Here is a 16,832-nt window from a genome sequence, read left to right on the forward strand (position 1 = left end):
TTCACTGAAAATCCACCGATCTACCTTTTTAAAACCTTATTGTTTTCATAACCTAACTTCCTCTGAATTAAGGGAAGTTTTCATTGGGTTTTCAATCTGGGGTTATTCAGGAGATTTCATGCCACATCACGACGCTGAAGCACTCACGCACGAGGCACACGACACCGTCGGCACCGGCCGTGCCTCGACACAGACACGCTCTGCTTCACGACGAAACCGTCGCACAATCCGAACGGGAATCGGGGTAGCGCTAGCAGGTCTTATGACCATCGGCCTGGCTACACCTGCAAACGCACAGCCACTAAACATCCCGGGCCTATCGGATAGTGGGCTGGCGGATAAGGTGTCGTCGTCAAGCGCAAACCGCGAACTGCCTGGTTTCGGCCATGTACCGAACCCGAATATGGAGAGGCTACTCGGCATCGAGAAAGACGATGAGGAGTCTGGTAGCGAGGGCGCAGGCAGGCAGCTGACCCCGGAACAGGCTCGCGTGGCCGCAGCCTCTCCGCTGAATTCTCTGCCGCTGACCCCGTCGCGCACGGCAAATGCCGGCATGCTGGTCAGCAGTGAGGATGCCGAGATGATGGTGAACGACAAGCTGTGGAATGTGGATGCCAAGCGTATTCACTACAACTCCACGGATTCCCTCGGAAATCCCAGTGTGGACACAGCCCTTGTGGTGACGCCGAAGACGGAGTGGAAGGGCAGCGGTCCGCGTCCGGTCGTCGCAATCGCGCCGGGCACGCAGGGTGGCGCGGAAAAGTGCGACCCCTCGGTATCCTCGCAGACCGGCCTAAAGATTGAGTTCGGTCCGTTGGACATTATTGCTCCATACGAGACGATCCCGATGGTCGCGAACTTGAAGCGAGGCGCGACTGTGGTGATGATCGACCACCACCGCAATTCCCAGGGTAACCAGGACTACGTCGACAACATCGCCTCGGCACAGTCACTGTTTGATGCCGTGTCTGCCTCACACGAGCTCGGCGTGGACAAAAATGCGCCCGTGGGAATTTATGGCTACTCCCAGGGTGGCTCCGCAGCCGCTGCAGCCGCTGAGCGTGCAGGTGTCTACGCTCCAGAGCTCAACGTCGCCGCATCTGCCGCCGGCGGCCCGCCGTCCGATCTCGCAAACGTCCTCGACCAGATTGATGGCACTACGCTGACCGCCGCGATTGCACTGGCAATCAATTCTGTCCTGGATAAGGATCCGGAGCTGCGCCGAGTCCTCAAGGAAGAAATCAGCCCCGAAGGCAAAGAACTGCTGGACAACGTGGGCAACTACTGCGCGGGTGGCTTGGGTTTCCATCACTCGTTTGAAACCACTGACCAGTACACGACTAGCGGTGAGTCACTCAGCGAGATGATTAAGCGCTACGAGCCGGTACAGAAGGAACTCGCACGCCAGCGCGTCGGCAACTTCGTCCCAAATGCGCCGGTGTACCTCTACTCGGGTGAGCATGATGACATCATCCCCATCAACCAGGTTCGCAAGCTGCGCGATTCCTGGCTGAATCTCGGCTTCGCCGACCTGGAGTACGTCGAAAACACGACTTCACCGGTGCTACCGAAGACGGGCATTAACCATATCGTTCCGATGCTCGCGGAACTGACTAATGCCACCGACTTCCTCTGGTCCCACTTCCCAGATCAGCCGGCGGAGCAGTCGCTGGAACTCTAGCAATAGCCCCTGCAGTAGAGTGATGGAGAAATCCACTGCCATGCCGCTGACGAGAAGCTCGGTGAAAATCCGCACGGTCGCGCCACTGTCACAGTCAGACCTCGTCATCGGTTAGAAGGCAGACTCCCGCCGACCGGGGACGCGTTGCTCCCCAGGAAGTGAATGACTACACCGTGATTCTGCTGCTGTCGACCTCGGATACCGACCTTCTGTCCGCCCGCGCGGCCGCTCAGGCCAACCCGGAGGTGTCCTACCGTTGGGCAAACCCGGCGCGTCTGCTCGACGATGATTTGCCCACGCTTGCCGACGGCGCCGATGTCGTCATCATCCGACTTCTCGGTGGCCGCCGCGCCTGGGAATCCGGCATCGACTACTTTGTGAACTCCGGTATTCCCACCGTCCTCGTCTCCGGTGAGCAGGCACCCGATGCCGAACTCACCGAGTATTCGACAGTTCCCGCAAACGTCGCCACGCAAACGCACATTTACCTGGCGGAAGGCGGCGCAAAGAACCTCGCACAGCTGCACAATTTCCTGTCGGACACACTGCTTCTGACCGGTCTTGGCTTTGAAGAGCCCACTCGCATGCCGGCCTGGGGTTTCCTGGAGCGCGACTCCAAGGTGGCCACGGAAGATTCCCGCGGCACCGTCGGCATTATTTACTACCGCGCCCAGCACCTGGCGGGAAATACGCACTACATTGAGGCGCTTGCTGACGCGGTCGAGGCTCGCGGCTACGTCGCCAAGCCTATCTTCGCCGCGTCCCTGCGCACCGCCAGCGATGAACTGCTGGCAGAGCTAGCTTCCTGCGACGCGCTCATCACCACGGTGCTCGCCGCTGGCGGCAACCGCCCGGCACTCGCGCAGGCCGGCCAGGACGATGACGGCTGGGATGTCGCCGCACTCGCAGACCTGAACATTCCCATCATCCAGGGTTTGGCCCTGACTTCGTCCAAGGCGGCATGGGAGGACAACGACGAAGGTCTGTCGCCGCTGGACGTCGCAACACAGGTCGCCGTCCCCGAATTCGACGGCCGCATCATCTCGGTCGCGTTCTCGTTTAAGGAAATCGACTCCGACGAGCTCATTTCCTACGTCCCGGATCTCGAGCGTTGCGACCGCCTGGCCGGCATCGCCACCCGTTACGCCGCGCTCCGCCACATCAACAACGCTGACAAGCGCGTCGCCGTCATGCTCTCTGCGTACCCGACCAAGCACGCCCGCATCGGCAACGCTGTCGGTCTGGACACACCAGCATCCACGTTGAAGGTGCTGCACGCGCTTGCCGACGCCGGATACAACCTCGGCGACACCACCAAAATCCCCGGATATGCCACCGCCGAGGATGGTGCCGATGAACCAGATGCGTTCATGCACGCCATCATCGAGGCCGGCGGCCAGGACCCGGACTGGCTGACCGAAGAGGTTATGGAGGCAGCCGAGCTTCGCCTGCCCGCTGCCACCTACGAGAAGTTCTTCGCTACCTTGCCGGAAGAACTTCGCTCCGACATGCAGGACAAGTGGGGTGCCGCGCCGGGCACCCTGTACGTCCACCCGGATACCCAGGACATCTACATTGCGGGCCTGACCTTCGGCAATGTCGTGGTCATGGTGCAGCCACCGCGCGGTTTCGGTGACAACCCGGTGGGTATCTACCACGACCCGGATCTGCCGCCGACGCACCATTACCTGGCCTGCTACCGCTTCCTGTCGCTGCCGCAGGCGGAGGGCGGTTTCGGCGCCGATGCCGTGGTTCACATGGGCAAGCACGGCAACCTGGAGTGGCTGCCGGGCAAGACCGTCGGCCTTTCCGCTTCCTGCGGCCCGGATGCTGCCATCGGCGAGCTGCCAATGATCTACCCCTTCCTGGTCAACGACCCGGGCGAAGGCACACAGGCCAAGCGCCGTGCTCACGCCACGCTTGTCGACCACCTCATTCCGCCAATGGCCCGCGCCGAATCCTACGGTGACATCACCCGTCTGGAACAGCTTCTCGACGAGCACCAGAACATCTCCGCCATGGATCCGGCCAAGCTGCCGGCCATCCGCCAGGAGATTTGGACGCTGCTGACCGCCGCGAAGATGGACCGCGACCTCGGCTGGGACGAGCGCCCGGACGAGGAGGTCTTCGATGACATGCTCATGCATGTCGACGGCTGGCTCTGCGAGATTAAGGACGTCGCCATCCGCGGTGGCCTCCACGTGCTCAGCCAGGCACCGGAAGACGAATCTCTAATCGGCACTGTGACCACCATGTTGCGCGCCCGCCAGCTGTGGGGCGGCAAGCAGACCCTGCCGGGCCTGCGCGAAGCTCTCGGCCTGGCCGAGGACGGCACCGATGAACGCCACGCTGTGGACTCTATCGATGCACTGGCTACGGCACTGGTAACCGCCGTGGTGAAGAATCCCGACCAACCAGTGACACAGATCGCGGCTGATGTGCTCGGCTCCGAGGAATTCGCCGATATCGCGGCACCAAACGGCCTCGATCAGGTTGTCGAGCTGCTGCAGTTCACCCGCGACGAAATTCTCCCGCGCCTGGCTGCTACCAGCGAGGAGATCCCGCGCATTCTTTCCGCTCTCGATGGCGAATTCGTTCCGGCTGGCCCCTCCGGTTCACCACTGCGCGGCCTGGTCAACGTGCTGCCAACTGCCCGCAACTTCTACTCGGTCGACCCCAAGGCGGTGCCGTCGCGCCTGGCTTGGGAAACCGGCGTCAACCTCGCCGATGGCCTGATTGAACGCTACCGCGCCGACCACGGCGAGTACCCGAAGTCGGTTGGCTTGTCGGTATGGGGCACTTCCGCCATGCGTACCTCGGGCGATGACATCGCCGAGGTGCTCGCGTTGATTGGTGTGCATCCGGTGTGGGATGACGCATCTCGCCGTATTGTCGGCCTTGAGCCGATTCCGCTGGAGGAGCTGGGCCGACCGCGCATTGACGTGACCGTCCGTATTTCCGGCTTCTTCCGTGATGCGTTTCCGCATGTTATCGACCTTTTGGATGACGCGTTTCAGCTCGTCGTCAAGCTTGATGAATCCGATGAGGACAACTACGTGCGCGCCCATGCGAAGGCCGACCAGCAGGAGCGCCCGCGCCGTATCTTCGGTTCCAAGCCGGGCACCTATGGAGCTGGCCTGCTGCAACTTATCGATTCCGGTTCCTGGCGCGATGACGCGGACCTGGCGAAGGTCTACACAACCTGGGGCGGCTACGCCTATGGCCGCGGCGTCGACGGGGAAGAGGCCGCTGACGACATGAAGACGGCCTACCGCCGTATTCAGGTTGCCGCGAAGAATGCCGATACCCGCGAGCACGATATCGCCGACTCCGATGACTACTTCCAGTTCCACGGCGGCATGATCGCCACGGTCCGTGCACTGACGGGTTCCGCTCCAGAAGCGTATGTGGGAGATTCCACGCGCCCGGACGCCGTGCGTACCCGCACCCTGCACGAGGAGACGCGACGTGTCTTCCGTGCCCGCGTGGTCAACCCACGCTGGATGCAGGCAATGCGTAACCACGGCTACAAGGGCGCCTTCGAAATGGCCGCAACCGTCGACTACCTCTTCGGTTACGACGCGACGGCGAAGGTCATGGATGACTGGATGTACGAAACGCTTACCGACGAGTACGTTGCGAACCCGGAAAACCGCGAGTTCTTTGAACAGTCGAATCCGTGGGCTCTGCACGATATTTCCGAGCGCCTGATGGAGGCCGCAGAGCGCGGTATGTGGGAAAACCCCGACCAGGAACGCATGGATCTGCTGCGCCAGACCTACCTGGATACAGAGGGCGACTTGGAGGAGCGCGCTGACCGGTAGGCGACCGCTAGTCGTCGCCTAACCGGCCGATAGCCGTAACCACTTGCTCATCTAGTGGCGGTTACACTGGGGAACTATGAGCAAGTGGTTCACAATTATTTACCTCATCGCCGAGATTGCGGCCTTTATCGCACTTGGTGAATGGATTGGCTATGGCTGGACCGTCCTGCTGGTTCTGGGTCTATTCATTCTGGGATTGGTTTTCGCCGCCATCGAGTTCAAGCGCATCTACCAGAAGTTGCTGCTGGATACTTCTCGTACTCTTACTGAGTACGGACAGAAGCATCCGGAGGAGGCAATCAAGCGCTCGGCAAAGGGCGCGGGACACTTTGTGGCTGACTCGGCAATCCTGTTGGTTGGCTCTTGGCTGATTGCCCTGCCGGGCGTCGTCTCCACGGTTGTTGGTTTCCTCATGGTGCTACCGCCGACTCGCTGGCTGATTCGTAAGAGCGGATCGGTGGCGCTGCTCAACGGACTCCGCAACTTCAGTGACCGCAGCATGATGGTGGTCTCTCAGTACGGCATGAACCCGGGTGCTCCAGGAACTGGCGCTGGTGCTGGCGGTTTTTCGGGTTTCCCTGGATTCTCTGGTGGTTTCCCGGGTGCGGATGGCAAGGCCTTCCCACAGGATAAAATCGTCCCACCGGCACCGGACAACGCCTGGGATGATGACCAGGACGACAGCGACAAGCGCTAACTCAAAAACTCGCAAACGTAGAGAGTTCTCTTATACAAGTGCACACTAACCGCCAAGCGCGCTCCAGCGAGCACGGGAACGTCGCTCAGAAAGACGCTTCGAAAGACATTCTGGAGAATCCGAATCGCTGGCAGGCGCGCTTTCGCGCGCTTACCCCACTAAAGCAGCGCCTCGTTCTCGCCTTCATTGCAATCCTCGCTGGTGGATTGCAGTTCTTAAGCTATGCGCCCATGAGCTGGTGGTGGACGGCCTGGATCGGCCTCGCCCTGCTCATTTTTGCCTTCTTCTGCGCAGCCGATTGGAAATCCAGCGTAGTGGTGGGCTTCAGCTGGGCAACAGCGACGGCTCTTTTCTCACTGCCGTGGATCGGCTCCTTCGTCGGCATTGGCCCCTACGTGGCGCTCTCAATTGTGCTGGGACTGCTCGCAATTCCGGCGGCGCTTGCGATGTGGCTGATTGCCCAATCCAGTTTCCCCCTCGCGCTGAAGCTCCCTGGCATGGCCGCTGCGCTCGTGGCAGGGGAGGCGCTGCTAGCCCGCTGGCCTTTCGGAGGCTTCCCCTGGCTCCGCGTTGCCTGGGGGCAGGTCGACGGCCCGCTGGCCCCAGCAGTGGCAATCGGCAGCACTGCATTGGTCACTTTCCTCGCTGCTTGCGTTGGTGCGGGACTGGTCGCGCTCACGCTACGTTCCTATGCAACCTCCGCTGCGCTTTTGGTGGGAGCGTTATTCGTCGGCTGGGTTCTTCCTGCGTGGACCCAACCGCTGCCTGAGCCTACGGCCGCTGACAACACCCGTGTCGCGGTTATCCAGGGCAATGTTCCGCGCCTCGGTTTAGAGTTCAATGCCCAGCGCCGCGCAGTCCTGCAAAACCACGCCGATGCCACCAATGAGCTGGCCCGACGTGTCCACCAAGGTAAGGAAGAGCAGCCGGACATCGTCATCTGGCCCGAAAACTCCTCCGATGTCAGCCCGTTTACGGATGGGGAAGCGGCACGCATTATCGAAAACGCCGCGATGAATATTGGCGCTCCCATCGTGGTCGGCACCTTTACCTACACCAATGGGGTGCAAAACACCATGGTGGTCTGGGATCCGCAGACCGGCCCCGGCGACCAGCACGAGAAAATCTATCTCCAGCCCTTCGGCGAGACCATGCCATTCCGCGAACTGCTACGTCACTTTTCCGACATGGTCGCTCACGCCGGAGACATGACTCCGGGCAACGGCGATGCCGTGGTTACAACGCCAGGCACCGATGGTTTAAAGAAGGTCAATCTAGGCGTGGCCACCTGTTACGAAGTGGTCTTCGATGGTGCCTTCCGCAACGCAGTCAAACACGGCGCAACCATGCTGGCCACGCCCACAAATAACGCCACCTTCGGTTTCACCGACATGACCTACCAACAGCTGGCCATGAGCCGCATGCGAGCCATGGAGTTCCAACGCTCCACGGCCGTCGCCGCAACCAGCGGTGTGAGCGCGATTGTGGATGCGCACGGAGACGTCGTAAAGCGGAGCAAAATCTTCGAGCAGAAGGTACTCACTGAAACTCTGCCTCAGTACGCCCACCTGACTTTTGCAGCCCGCTTCGGGACGTGGATTGAAGGTCTACTGACCGCATTCGGTATTCTTTGTGTGGTTGGTGCCGTCCTGCGTCGCCGTGGCGGAGATGCCAGGGCAGGCGCAGATGAAGTTGATGGCCGGGATACTGAGCAGAACATGCACTAAGGAGAATCACGAGTGACTGCCCTAAATGAGTCGACGCTGGTTGTCATTCCCACTTTCAACGAGCGGGAAAACCTGCCGGGCGTGATTGCACGCCTGCGCGCAGCGGAGCCTCGCGTCGACATTTTGGTTGTCGATGACTCTTCACCAGACGGCACCGGTGAGCTCGCCGATGAAATCGCTGCCGCTGACAAGTCGGACAACGGCGAAGAGCACATCTACGTCCTGCACCGCGAGGGCAAGGGCGGTCTCTGGGGTGCGTACCGCGCGGGCTTCGCTTGGGGTCTCGAGCGCGACTACGAGGTTCTCTGCGAGATGGATGCCGACGGCTCCCACGCACCAGAGCAGTTCCATCTGCTGCTGGAGAAGCTCGAGGACGGTGCCGATGTCGTCATCGGTTCCCGCTACATTCCGGGCGGCAAGACCGTCAACTGGCCAATGAGCCGTCAGGTTCTCTCCCGCGGCGGCAACCTCTACATCTCGCTGGCGCTCGGCGCGGGCATCTCGGATATCACCGCTGGCTACCGTGCTTATCGACGGGAAGTTCTCGAAACCCTCGATCTCGACAACATTGGCAAGGCTGCGTACCTGTTCCAGACCGAGCTCGCTTTTGAGGCTGTACAGGCTGGCTTCTTGGTGGAGGAGGTTCCGATCACCTTTACTGAGCGCGAGTACGGCGAGTCCAAGATGGATGGCAGCTTTGTGAAGCAGTCTCTGCTGCAGGTCACCAAGTGGGGATTCAAGCACCGCTCTCAGCAGGTAAAAAACCTGGGGTCGGAGATTGGTCGCCTGGCTGGTCACGAGTTTAAGCAGCGATTCCGCAAGTAGGGCTAGGGCAGCCCCAAAGATTGCGGCCTGCCCGTGTGGAGACGGGCTGCCTGTATGACTGCGGGCTGCCTGTATGAATGGGGGCTGCAAATGTGAAACTGTCTAAGTTTATGACAGTTTCAAGCCATTTTTCAGGCCATTTTTGTCATAAACGCAGTCAGTAACTCGGCTCGGCCCGCCGCAGCCAGGAACCAACGAAAAACGGGTCCGAATAAGGAGCAAAACCTTATCTGGACCCGAATTTCAGTGTTTGATTGACGGCTACAAAGCTCTAAAGCTCACTAGCGCAAGCCAGCTCAAACCTTAAGCGTTCTTCTCTGCCTCTTCGGCTTCCTTCTGAGCCTTCAGCAGGCGAGCGGCGTTACGACGACGCTTGCGCAGCAAGTCAACGCGCTCATCCAGCAGCACGTCGAGCTCCTCAATGGAGCGACGCTCACGGAGCATGTCCCAGTGAGTCCTCGGAGGCTTCACCGGCTTGGCTTCAGTGCCTTCGCCTTCAACCAGCTCACCAATCTGGCCATTCTTGCACAGCCATTCACCTGGAATTTCCGCGTCATCCGCGAATGGGACCTCGAAGATCTCACCGGATTCCGTGCGGTAGCGGACCATCATTCGCGGCGCGAGGTCATGATCGCGATCGGTCTCATACGAAACGGCGCCCATGCGACTGCCACGAAGAACTCGATCTGCCATGTGGAACGTGCCCCCTTTGGTAGAAATACTAGACCACACATTATAACGCCTTAATCTGTATTCATGCCATAATTGACTTCTGTGTCAGATCAAAAGCCGAGCACAACTACTGCCAATTGCCAGTGGTGTGGCCGCGAAATGGAGGTCGCCATCCGCGGTCGCCGTCGCAAGTTCTGCAGCCAAGCCTGCCGGCAGCGCGCGTATGAAAAACGCACTGGCGTAGCAAAAGGCGCTTCCAGGCCGATTGCCGAGCGAATCAATTCGGATCTCACGCTGAAGACCGCCAACGATGCCACGAGCAGGCCGGCGGGCGATGACGTCGTAAAGCGAATAGGGGACGGGCTCTTCGAAGTACGTTGTCTCGCCGAAGACTTGCGCACCGCGCTTGACGACGGCATGGAGACTGCCGTCCTGCAGGAGATTACGCAGGAATTGATTATGAAAACGCGTGAGGTGGAACGGTTTATCCCATAGCGGATTAAAAGGATAGGATGAGCACTATGAATTCTGGTGTCCGTAAGTCAATTATTACTTTGATAGCCGTTGCAGTTGTTGCGCTCGCAATTGTTATTGTGGGGCCAGTTTTGTATCGCGTTTTCACGCATGAAGGGGTGCGTACAGGAGATTTCGAGGCCACGGAGCTGCCTGCAGCAACGACTGATGCGAATGGCACCTGGAAGATTGTCGGTGGCGATAACTCACAGAACACCTCCGTTGGTTTTACTTTTAACGAGGTACTGCCGGGCAGCAGGCGTACGACGTCCGGTTCCACCCACGATGTCACCGGCGAGCTGAAGGTTGCTGACAACAATCTTGAGGACGCATCCGTTGTTGTTGATATGGCAACTCTGACTAGCGATATTGAACGTCGTGACATCAATGTCCGCAACAATATTTTCAGCGTTGAGCAGTACCCAGAAGCTAAGTTTGAGCTTGCAGAACCACTCGATATTTCGAGCATTCCAGATAACGGCCAGTGGGCGAATATCGAGATTCCGGGACGCCTGACCATCCGCGGTGTCACCAATGATGTCACCGTACCAATGAAGGCCGCTCGTACCGAAAACTTGGTTTTGTTGTCGGGCACTTTGCCAATCAACCGCCTGGATTACAACGTGCGCCTGCCACAGTTTGTAGCTGCATCCATCGAGGAGAACGGCGAACTCAATCTGCGCATTGTCGCAGAGAAGCAGGACGCGTAGGACGGGTAGGTTTCGCGGCTGGCAGGCACCGCCATCTAAAGAAAATCGCAGCGGAGCTAATCCGAAAGAGGCTTCTAGCCAGCGGAAAAATACCTCGATTCGTCACTGTGACGTAATAAAGCCATTTAGTCACACACCACAGACATCCCACCAAAAACATTTTTGGTGGGCTAGTTGGGAGTCACAACGATATGAACACCTACGAAGCAATGTTGCTCGCACGAAAGGTGCGAATGGTGCTACTCATTATCTTCATCGCGTTCGTGACCTACAAGGGCGTGTGGTGGCTCGCGGCTGTCGGCGTATTCCTGATTGGCATGACTCTGTGGCAGAACAAGCGACTGCGGGAAGAGATTGCCGTTCGCAACGCGGATGAGCTTGCATCGGACGCCAAGGCCAATAAGCAATAAGCCCGACGGCATGGATCAAGCGCCAAGATAGAACACGGCAGCAGAAAAGGCGGCGGCGAAAAAGGCGACAGGCCTGGAAATTCAGAAAACCGCAGGGCCAACCACTTTCAGTATTTGTCCGATAATATACATTATGACATTTTGGCCTAAGGGTCCCGTCCTCCCCATTACCGCCGATGCGCCATTACCGTCAGGTCTAACCAGCCGACCAGCCAGTCAGAATGAACCGCCAACCCGGACCGCTTTACTCACTCAGCAAACAACTATTTTTCGCTACACGTCTATTCAGGAATTTTTAGTAAGATTTCCCGCATGCCTGAACTCTCAGACACATCCAGCAGCTCAGACAGATCCAATGCATCCGACACATCAGATAGATCTGGCTCGTCCGACGACCCAGAGCCTCGCGCCAACGTTGACGGGCTCTCTGTAGCCGCAGTAAGCGCAATCACCGCAGCAACCGCCGCAGCATCCTCAGCGAACGCAGCGAACACTTCAGGTGATGCCGCGTGATTGTATCCGCACTCATCGTCTTAGCGGTCTTTCTTTTCCTCGTTTTCGCCAACGCAATTTTCGTTGCTGTCGAGTTTTCCTACCTCACGGTTAATAGAAACGACGTCAAGAACGCCGCAAACGCCGGCTCAAGGTCCGCATATTTAGTAGACCGTGCTCTATCACGCACCTCTACTAACCTCTCCGGCGCACAGCTGGGAATTACGGTCACCAGCCTCGTCGCTGGTTTCCTGACCGGGCCTTCCCTCGGCGTCCTCCTCGAAGCCGCATTTGGTGGCACTAGCATCTCTCCCGCCACCGTCACTGCAATCAGCACTACGGGCGCTTTCATTATCGCGACCTTCACTCAAATGGTCTTTGGCGAACTCGTCCCCAAAAACTGGGCCATCGCCGAGCCCACTAAAGTCGCAAACCTCGTGGTCAGGCCACAGAATGCCTTCATGTTCGCATTCGGCTGGCTGGTCTGGCTACTCAACAGCGCGGCTAATTGGGTGCTAAAACGGCTCGGCTTCTCCCCTGAGGAAGAGGTCGCCAGTGCCAGGACGGCGGAGGAACTCCGTGCCGTCGTCACGCGCTCTAGCGATGAAGGAAAGATTAACCCGCAGACCGCCGAGTTGGTGGCGCGATCAATTGAGTTCGGCGAGCGCACTGCGGCTGATGTGATGACGCCACGCACGCAGATTATCTTTATCGAAGATCAGAGTGTCGCAGAGATGCTGACGGTCGTCGCAGATTCTGGACATGCACGCTTCCCCGTCGTTGGCAATAGCGTCGACGACATCCGGGGCGTGGTGCACTACACCGACCTGCTCAGCGTGCCACACGCACAACGCTTGACGACGTCAGCTGCGAGCCTGGCCAAAGATGTACTCGTGGTGAACGATTCGACCACACTTGATCCGCTGATGCGTCAATTGCGGAAGGATGCATACCAGTTCGCGGTTGTCGTCGATGAGTACGGCGGTACGGACGGCATTGTGACGCTGGAGGATCTCGTCGAGGAAATCGTCGGTGAAATTGACGACGAACAGGACGATCGTTCGTTGCTCTACAGCCGGATTAGCCCCAATACGGTAATTGTTTCCGGTCTCATGCGCCCTGACGAGTTGGGAGAGATCCTGAACCTGGTTCTACCGGAGGGCGAAGAATCCGACACGATTGGCGGCTTCATCACCGAGCGCTTAGATCGCATGCCGCGCTTCGGCGACACCGTCACGGTCGAAGCCACCGACCACGAAAACCTCGATGAGGAGAACTTGCCTACCACCGCTGAAGTCGCCTTCCGAGTAGAGCGCATGGCACGTCACCGCGTTGGCCGTATTCGTGTCCAGGTGGACCGCGTCGGCAACAAGGTCGCGCACACGGATGAAGGCGCTCATCAGGACGGCACCAGTCACAACCACGTCGAGCACAACAGCGAAAAGGAGGGCTAGAACATGCCACTACTTACTCTTATTTTGCTGTTAGCTCTCAATGCCTGGTTTGTCGCCGCTGAATTTGCGATGGTCTCGGCTCGCCGCGACCAGATTGAACCGGATGCCGTCAGCGGCTCTACCAGCGCAAAGTACGCGCTGCGCGGTATCGAAAACGTGTCGGTCTCCCTGGCGGCAACACAGCTGGGCATTACCGCCTGTTCCCTGCTCATCGGTGCCGTCGGCGAGCCTGCGATTGCGCACTTCTTCGAGCCCTACATGACAGCGCTGGGACTCCCCGCGGGCACCGCCCACGTGGTTGCGCTGGCGTTGGCGCTGCTGATTGTCACTTTCTTACACATGGTTGTCGGCGAAATGGTGCCGAAGAACATCGCTATTGCGGCTCCCAGCCCGACGGCGAAGTTCGTGGCTATTCCGCTGTATGTGATTGTGCGGGTGCTCAATCCGGTTATCTGGGCGATGAATACGACGTCGAACATCGTGGTTCGCAAGGTTCTTCGCGCCACTCCGAAGGACGAGGTCGATTCCTCCTTCACCGCTAGTCAGGTGCAGGATTTCGTCGCCGAGTCCGGGCGTCAGGGCCTTCTCGACAATGACGAGCTCGCGCTCCTCCACAAAGCTCTCGGCTTCGAGCATCTCACCGCCGCGGATGTCACTATGCAGCTCGACACCCTCGTCACCATTGGCCCCGACGCCACCGTCGCCGACATCGAAGAGCTCAGCGCACGCACGCGCTTTTCCCGCTTCCCCATCACCGATGCCGACAGCAGCTTCATCGGCTACCTTCATGTCAAGGATTTGCTCTCGCTTGACGACGGTCACCGCGACCGCCCCTTCCCGCGGAACCTGATTCGCACCTTCGCAAGCGTCAGCCCGGATGCCAAGCTCCAGACGGTCATGCGGCTTATGCAGCGCGAGCAGGCTCATTTCGCCTTGGTGACGGAGGAAGATAGTACTTCGGAGAGCTCTGTCAACGGAATCGTTGCGCTGGAGGACGTACTAGAAGAGCTCGTCGGCGAAGTCCGCCAGGCAACAGCCTAGCGAGTGCGCCGACGAGCCCCGTCGATTCCAGCTGGTTACTTGCTGCTGAAAGCTTGTTAGCTAATTACTTCAGTGCAGCCAGTGCGGAGTCGTAGTCCGGCTCCGTGGTGATCTCATCGACCAGCTGGTTGTAAATGACCTTGCCCTCTTCGTCAGTGACGACTACGGCACGAGCAAGCAGGCCAGCGAGCGGGCCATCCTGCTGGACAACACCGAATGCTTCGCCGAAGCCGTGGCGGAAGTCCGAGGCAACCTCAACGTTGTCCAGGCCTTCTGCAGCGCAGAAGCGGCCGAGAGCGAACGGCAGGTCACGCGAAACATTAACCACGACGGTATTGTCCAGCCCAGCAGCGTCCTCGTTGAAGTGACGCACCGAAGCTGCACAAACACCAGTATCTACGGACGGGAAGATGTTGTAGACGACCTTCTTACCAGCGAAGGTCTCATTGGTGACCTCACCGAGGTCACCACCGGTGAGGGTAAACTCCGGAGCCTTGTTGCCCACCTCGGGCAGGTCTCCGGAAAGCTGGACTGGGTTGGACTGAAATGCGGTTTGTGTCATAGCGCCCTTTTTACCGCCTTTCGTCCGGATCCTCCAGGCTGTTTCCTGGAAATCAGTAGAATCGTGACAGAAATGAAATTCCGGGCCGCAGTATCTTGAGCAATCTTGCGTACCTTGCGGTCCGGGCCACGCTATTCAGCGGGCCCCACGTTTAAACTCCGAGGAAAGGCAGCCATGAGTTTGATTACCGCAATTGTGTCCATCGATGTCGAAGCTGACAAGATTCCGGAGGCCGCCGAGACCATCGTCGAGATCGACGGCGTGACTGAGGTCTACTCCGTTACTGGTGACTGGGACTTGGTCGTCGTGGTGCGCGCAACTAATCACGATGATTTGGCGGAAATCATTCCAAATCTCATCAGCAAGGTCGACGGTGTTATTCGCACTCAGACTCAGCTGGCTTTCCGCACCTACTCTCAGCACGACCTGGAAAGTGCATTCTCCATCGGGCTGGAGTAGGCGCGGATTCTTCCACCGAGCCGTGCGGTATGCGGTAGCTACTTAACCACTTCCGCCATCGCGCGGCCTGCCTGGCGGCCACTGAAAATACAGCCGCCCAGGAATGTACCTTCCAGCGCGTTGTTGCCGTGAACGCCGCCGCCACCGAATCCAGAGGCCTCGCCTGCAGCGTAGAGCCCCTCAAAAGGTGTTCCGTCCGGGTGCAAGCACTGGCCGTCGAGAGTGGTCTCGATGCCACCGAGCGTCTTGCGGGTCAGCATGCGCAGACGAATAGCAATCAGCGGGCCATTCTTCGGATCCAAAATCGGTGATGGCGGCACGGAGCGGATGATCTTGTCCCCGAGGAAGTTCCGGGCCACGTTGACGTAATTGACCTGGTAGTCCTTAGAGAAGGGATTACCGGTCTGCATGTCGCGCTGACGAATCTGCTCCTCGAGCTTCTCCAGGTCAATCTTCGGCGCTGCGGCTCCGGACTCCCCGCCCGAGCTCGCCTCCACAATCTCGTTCATCCCCTCGACCAGCTTTGGCAGATCGTCGGCAACCACCCAGTCTTCGCCGTTATCCATGAATGCCTGAATAGGTGCGGCAACACCAGAGGTCACCTTGCCAATCAGCTTCTTGATCTCCTTGTCGGTCAGATCCGGATTCTGTTCTGAGCCAGAGAAAATAAACTCCTTGCCCACGATGTTCTTATTCAGCACAAACCAGGAATACGAGTGTCCGGTGGCCAGAATGTGCTTCATCGTGCCGACAGTATCCGCGCCCGGAATATATGGCGCTGGCAGGCGATTTCCTTCTGCGTCGAACCACATGGCCGACGGCCCCGGGATGATACGGATACCGTGATTCGGCCACACGGGATTCCAGTTCTTCATGCCCTCGGTGTAATGCCACATGCGGTCACGGTTGACGAGGTTTGCGCCGGCCTGCTCTGCAATCTCGATACCACGGCCGTCAACATGCTCTGGCACACCGCAGACCATGTCCTTCGGCATCTCGCCCAGGCGCTCGGTCGGCCAGCACTTACGCACGGCTTCCAGGTTGCCGCCAACACCGCCCGTCGCAATGCACACGGCCGACCCGCGGATCTCAAAGTCCTCCCCTGTTTCCTCGCGTGACGACGCCACTCCTCGCTCTAAAGATTCACAGGGAACCAGAATCTTGCCACGCACGCCGACGGCGCGGCCATCTTCCACAATCACCTCGTCAACGCGGTGGCGATGGCAGTATTCCACCAGCCCCTTCTTCGCAGCCTCAGCGACCGGCTCTGCGAATACGCGGACGATTTCGGGGCCTGTGCCCCAGGTGAGGTGGAATCGGGGTACCGAGTTGCCGTGACCGTCGGCACGCCCTTCACCGCGCTCAGCCCACCCGACGACAGGCAGGAACTTCACGCCGAGATTGCGGAGGTAGTCACGCTTCTCCCCTGCCGCGAAGTTCAGGTAGGCCTTGGCCCACTTGCGTCCCCAGTTGTCTTCCTCGCGGTCGAACTGCGCGGAGTTGAACCAGTCAGCTTCAGCGAGCTCGCGGTTGTCCTTGACTCCGAGGCGACGCTGCTCTGGCGAGTCGACGAGAAAGATTCCTCCCAGCGACCAGAAAGCCTGTCCGCCGAGGTTGTTGGCATTCTCCTGATCGACAAGGATGACCTTCTTGCCGGCCTGCGTGGCCTCATACGTCGCGACCAATCCGGCAAGACCGGCGCCGACGACAACAATGTCTGCAGTACGTGTGGTGCTCTGTGCGTTCATAGTTTCGTTTTTAGACC

15 protein-coding genes are annotated in these 16,832 nt (G+C 59.0%); 11 read left to right on the plus strand and 4 right to left on the minus strand.

All coding sequences use genetic code 11. The features are described from left to right. Positions 1 to 118 precede the first annotated feature (118 nt). The 5 genes from HMPREF2820_RS02810 (at position 119) to HMPREF2820_RS02830 (ending at position 8,754) form a co-directional block, all read left to right on the plus strand. Positions 119 to 1,681, plus strand: a complete 1,563-nt coding sequence (locus tag HMPREF2820_RS02810; protein WP_070602652.1) for a lipase family protein — start codon at positions 119 to 121, stop codon at positions 1,679 to 1,681. Between the two features lie 173 nt (positions 1,682 to 1,854). Then, positions 1,855 to 5,505, plus strand: a complete 3,651-nt coding sequence (gene cobN / locus HMPREF2820_RS02815; protein ID WP_070567063.1) for a cobaltochelatase subunit CobN — start codon at positions 1,855 to 1,857, stop codon at positions 5,503 to 5,505. A 76-nt stretch (positions 5,506 to 5,581) separates the two neighbouring features. Then, positions 5,582 to 6,202, plus strand: a complete 621-nt coding sequence (locus HMPREF2820_RS02820; protein ID WP_048734054.1) for an FxsA family protein — start codon at positions 5,582 to 5,584, stop codon at positions 6,200 to 6,202. Between the two features lie 38 nt (positions 6,203 to 6,240). Further along, positions 6,241 to 7,929, plus strand: a complete 1,689-nt coding sequence (gene lnt, locus HMPREF2820_RS02825; RefSeq protein WP_070546148.1) for an apolipoprotein N-acyltransferase — start codon at positions 6,241 to 6,243, stop codon at positions 7,927 to 7,929. 12 nt (positions 7,930 to 7,941) lie between these two features. Next, a complete protein-coding gene (locus HMPREF2820_RS02830) occupies positions 7,942 to 8,754 on the plus strand; it encodes a polyprenol monophosphomannose synthase (RefSeq protein WP_049170520.1) in 813 nt (270 codons plus the stop codon). A gap of 303 nt (positions 8,755 to 9,057) precedes the next feature. On the opposite strand, the gene HMPREF2820_RS02835 is transcribed toward HMPREF2820_RS02830, so the two are convergent. Further along, positions 9,058 to 9,447 carry an RNA polymerase-binding protein RbpA gene (locus HMPREF2820_RS02835; protein ID WP_005511311.1) on the minus strand — a complete coding sequence of 130 codons (390 nt, stop codon included), beginning with the start codon at positions 9,445 to 9,447 and terminating at the stop codon, positions 9,058 to 9,060. Positions 9,448 to 9,528: 81 nt separating this feature from the next. Between HMPREF2820_RS02835 and HMPREF2820_RS02840 the strand changes: the two genes are divergently transcribed. From HMPREF2820_RS02840 to HMPREF2820_RS02850, 3 genes are all read left to right on the plus strand, one after another. Then, a complete protein-coding gene (locus HMPREF2820_RS02840; protein WP_246822191.1) occupies positions 9,529 to 9,921 on the plus strand; it encodes a hypothetical protein in 393 nt (130 codons plus the stop codon). 17 nt (positions 9,922 to 9,938) lie between these two features. Beyond that, positions 9,939 to 10,649 carry a YceI family protein gene (locus HMPREF2820_RS02845; protein WP_070602656.1) on the plus strand — a complete coding sequence of 237 codons (711 nt, stop codon included), beginning with the start codon at positions 9,939 to 9,941 and terminating at the stop codon, positions 10,647 to 10,649. Between the two features lie 191 nt (positions 10,650 to 10,840). After that, positions 10,841 to 11,059 (plus strand): hypothetical protein, encoded by a 219-nt coding sequence (locus HMPREF2820_RS02850; RefSeq protein ID WP_070602658.1) that lies wholly within the window; start codon positions 10,841 to 10,843, stop codon positions 11,057 to 11,059. Between the two features lie 281 nt (positions 11,060 to 11,340). Here the strand turns inward: HMPREF2820_RS02850 and HMPREF2820_RS02855 are convergent, their stop codons facing one another. After that, positions 11,341 to 11,553 (minus strand): hypothetical protein, encoded by a 213-nt coding sequence (locus tag HMPREF2820_RS02855; RefSeq protein ID WP_069359519.1) that lies wholly within the window; start codon positions 11,551 to 11,553, stop codon positions 11,341 to 11,343. Positions 11,554 to 11,568: 15 nt separating this feature from the next. Between HMPREF2820_RS02855 and HMPREF2820_RS02860 the strand changes: the two genes are divergently transcribed. Together HMPREF2820_RS02860 and HMPREF2820_RS02865 are read left to right on the plus strand one after the other, a co-directional pair. Next, a complete protein-coding gene (locus HMPREF2820_RS02860; RefSeq protein ID WP_069359518.1) occupies positions 11,569 to 13,005 on the plus strand; it encodes a hemolysin family protein in 1,437 nt (478 codons plus the stop codon). A gap of 3 nt (positions 13,006 to 13,008) precedes the next feature. Next, complete coding sequence (locus HMPREF2820_RS02865; protein WP_069359517.1) at positions 13,009 to 14,046, plus strand: hemolysin family protein; 1,038 nt, start codon at positions 13,009 to 13,011, stop codon at positions 14,044 to 14,046. Between the two features lie 64 nt (positions 14,047 to 14,110). On the opposite strand, the gene tpx is transcribed toward HMPREF2820_RS02865, so the two are convergent. Next, on the minus strand, positions 14,111 to 14,608 hold the full coding sequence (tpx, locus tag HMPREF2820_RS02870) for a thiol peroxidase (protein ID WP_049170506.1): 498 nt from the start codon (positions 14,606 to 14,608) through the stop codon (positions 14,111 to 14,113). Between the two features lie 174 nt (positions 14,609 to 14,782). Here tpx and HMPREF2820_RS02875 point away from each other — a divergent pair, with 174 nt between their 5' ends. Beyond that, positions 14,783 to 15,067, plus strand: coding sequence for an Lrp/AsnC family transcriptional regulator (locus tag HMPREF2820_RS02875; protein ID WP_005511316.1), 285 nt, complete (start codon positions 14,783 to 14,785; stop codon positions 15,065 to 15,067). Positions 15,068 to 15,105: 38 nt separating this feature from the next. Here HMPREF2820_RS02875 and HMPREF2820_RS02880 read toward each other — a convergent pair whose 3' ends face one another. After that, positions 15,106 to 16,815 (minus strand): FAD-binding dehydrogenase, encoded by a 1,710-nt coding sequence (locus tag HMPREF2820_RS02880; RefSeq protein WP_049170503.1) that lies wholly within the window; start codon positions 16,813 to 16,815, stop codon positions 15,106 to 15,108. Positions 16,816 to 16,832 lie beyond the last annotated feature (17 nt).

This window comes from Corynebacterium sp. HMSC064E08 (genome assembly GCF_001811805.1).
Lineage (GTDB): Bacteria > Actinomycetota > Actinomycetes > Mycobacteriales > Mycobacteriaceae > Corynebacterium > Corynebacterium jeikeium_D.

Bases quoted from the DNA above. Each gene is read 5' to 3' on its own strand.
- HMPREF2820_RS02820 (WP_048734054.1), top strand. From the start codon at position 5,582: ATGAGCAAGTGGTTCACAATTATTTACCTCATCGCCGAGATTGCGGCC.
- HMPREF2820_RS02875 (WP_005511316.1), top strand. From the start codon at position 14,783: ATGAGTTTGATTACCGCAATTGTGTCCATCGATGTCGAAGCTGACAAG.
- HMPREF2820_RS02850 (WP_070602658.1), top strand. From the start codon at position 10,841: ATGAACACCTACGAAGCAATGTTGCTCGCACGAAAGGTGCGAATGGTG.
- HMPREF2820_RS02845 (WP_070602656.1), top strand. From the start codon at position 9,939: ATGAGCACTATGAATTCTGGTGTCCGTAAGTCAATTATTACTTTGATA.
- HMPREF2820_RS02865 (WP_069359517.1), top strand. From the start codon at position 13,009: ATGCCACTACTTACTCTTATTTTGCTGTTAGCTCTCAATGCCTGGTTT.
- HMPREF2820_RS02835 (WP_005511311.1), bottom strand. From the start codon at position 9,447: ATGGCAGATCGAGTTCTTCGTGGCAGTCGCATGGGCGCCGTTTCGTAT.
- tpx (WP_049170506.1), bottom strand. From the start codon at position 14,608: ATGACACAAACCGCATTTCAGTCCAACCCAGTCCAGCTTTCCGGAGAC.
- HMPREF2820_RS02810 (WP_070602652.1), top strand. From the start codon at position 119: ATGCCACATCACGACGCTGAAGCACTCACGCACGAGGCACACGACACC.
- HMPREF2820_RS02880 (WP_049170503.1), bottom strand. From the start codon at position 16,815: ATGAACGCACAGAGCACCACACGTACTGCAGACATTGTTGTCGTCGGC.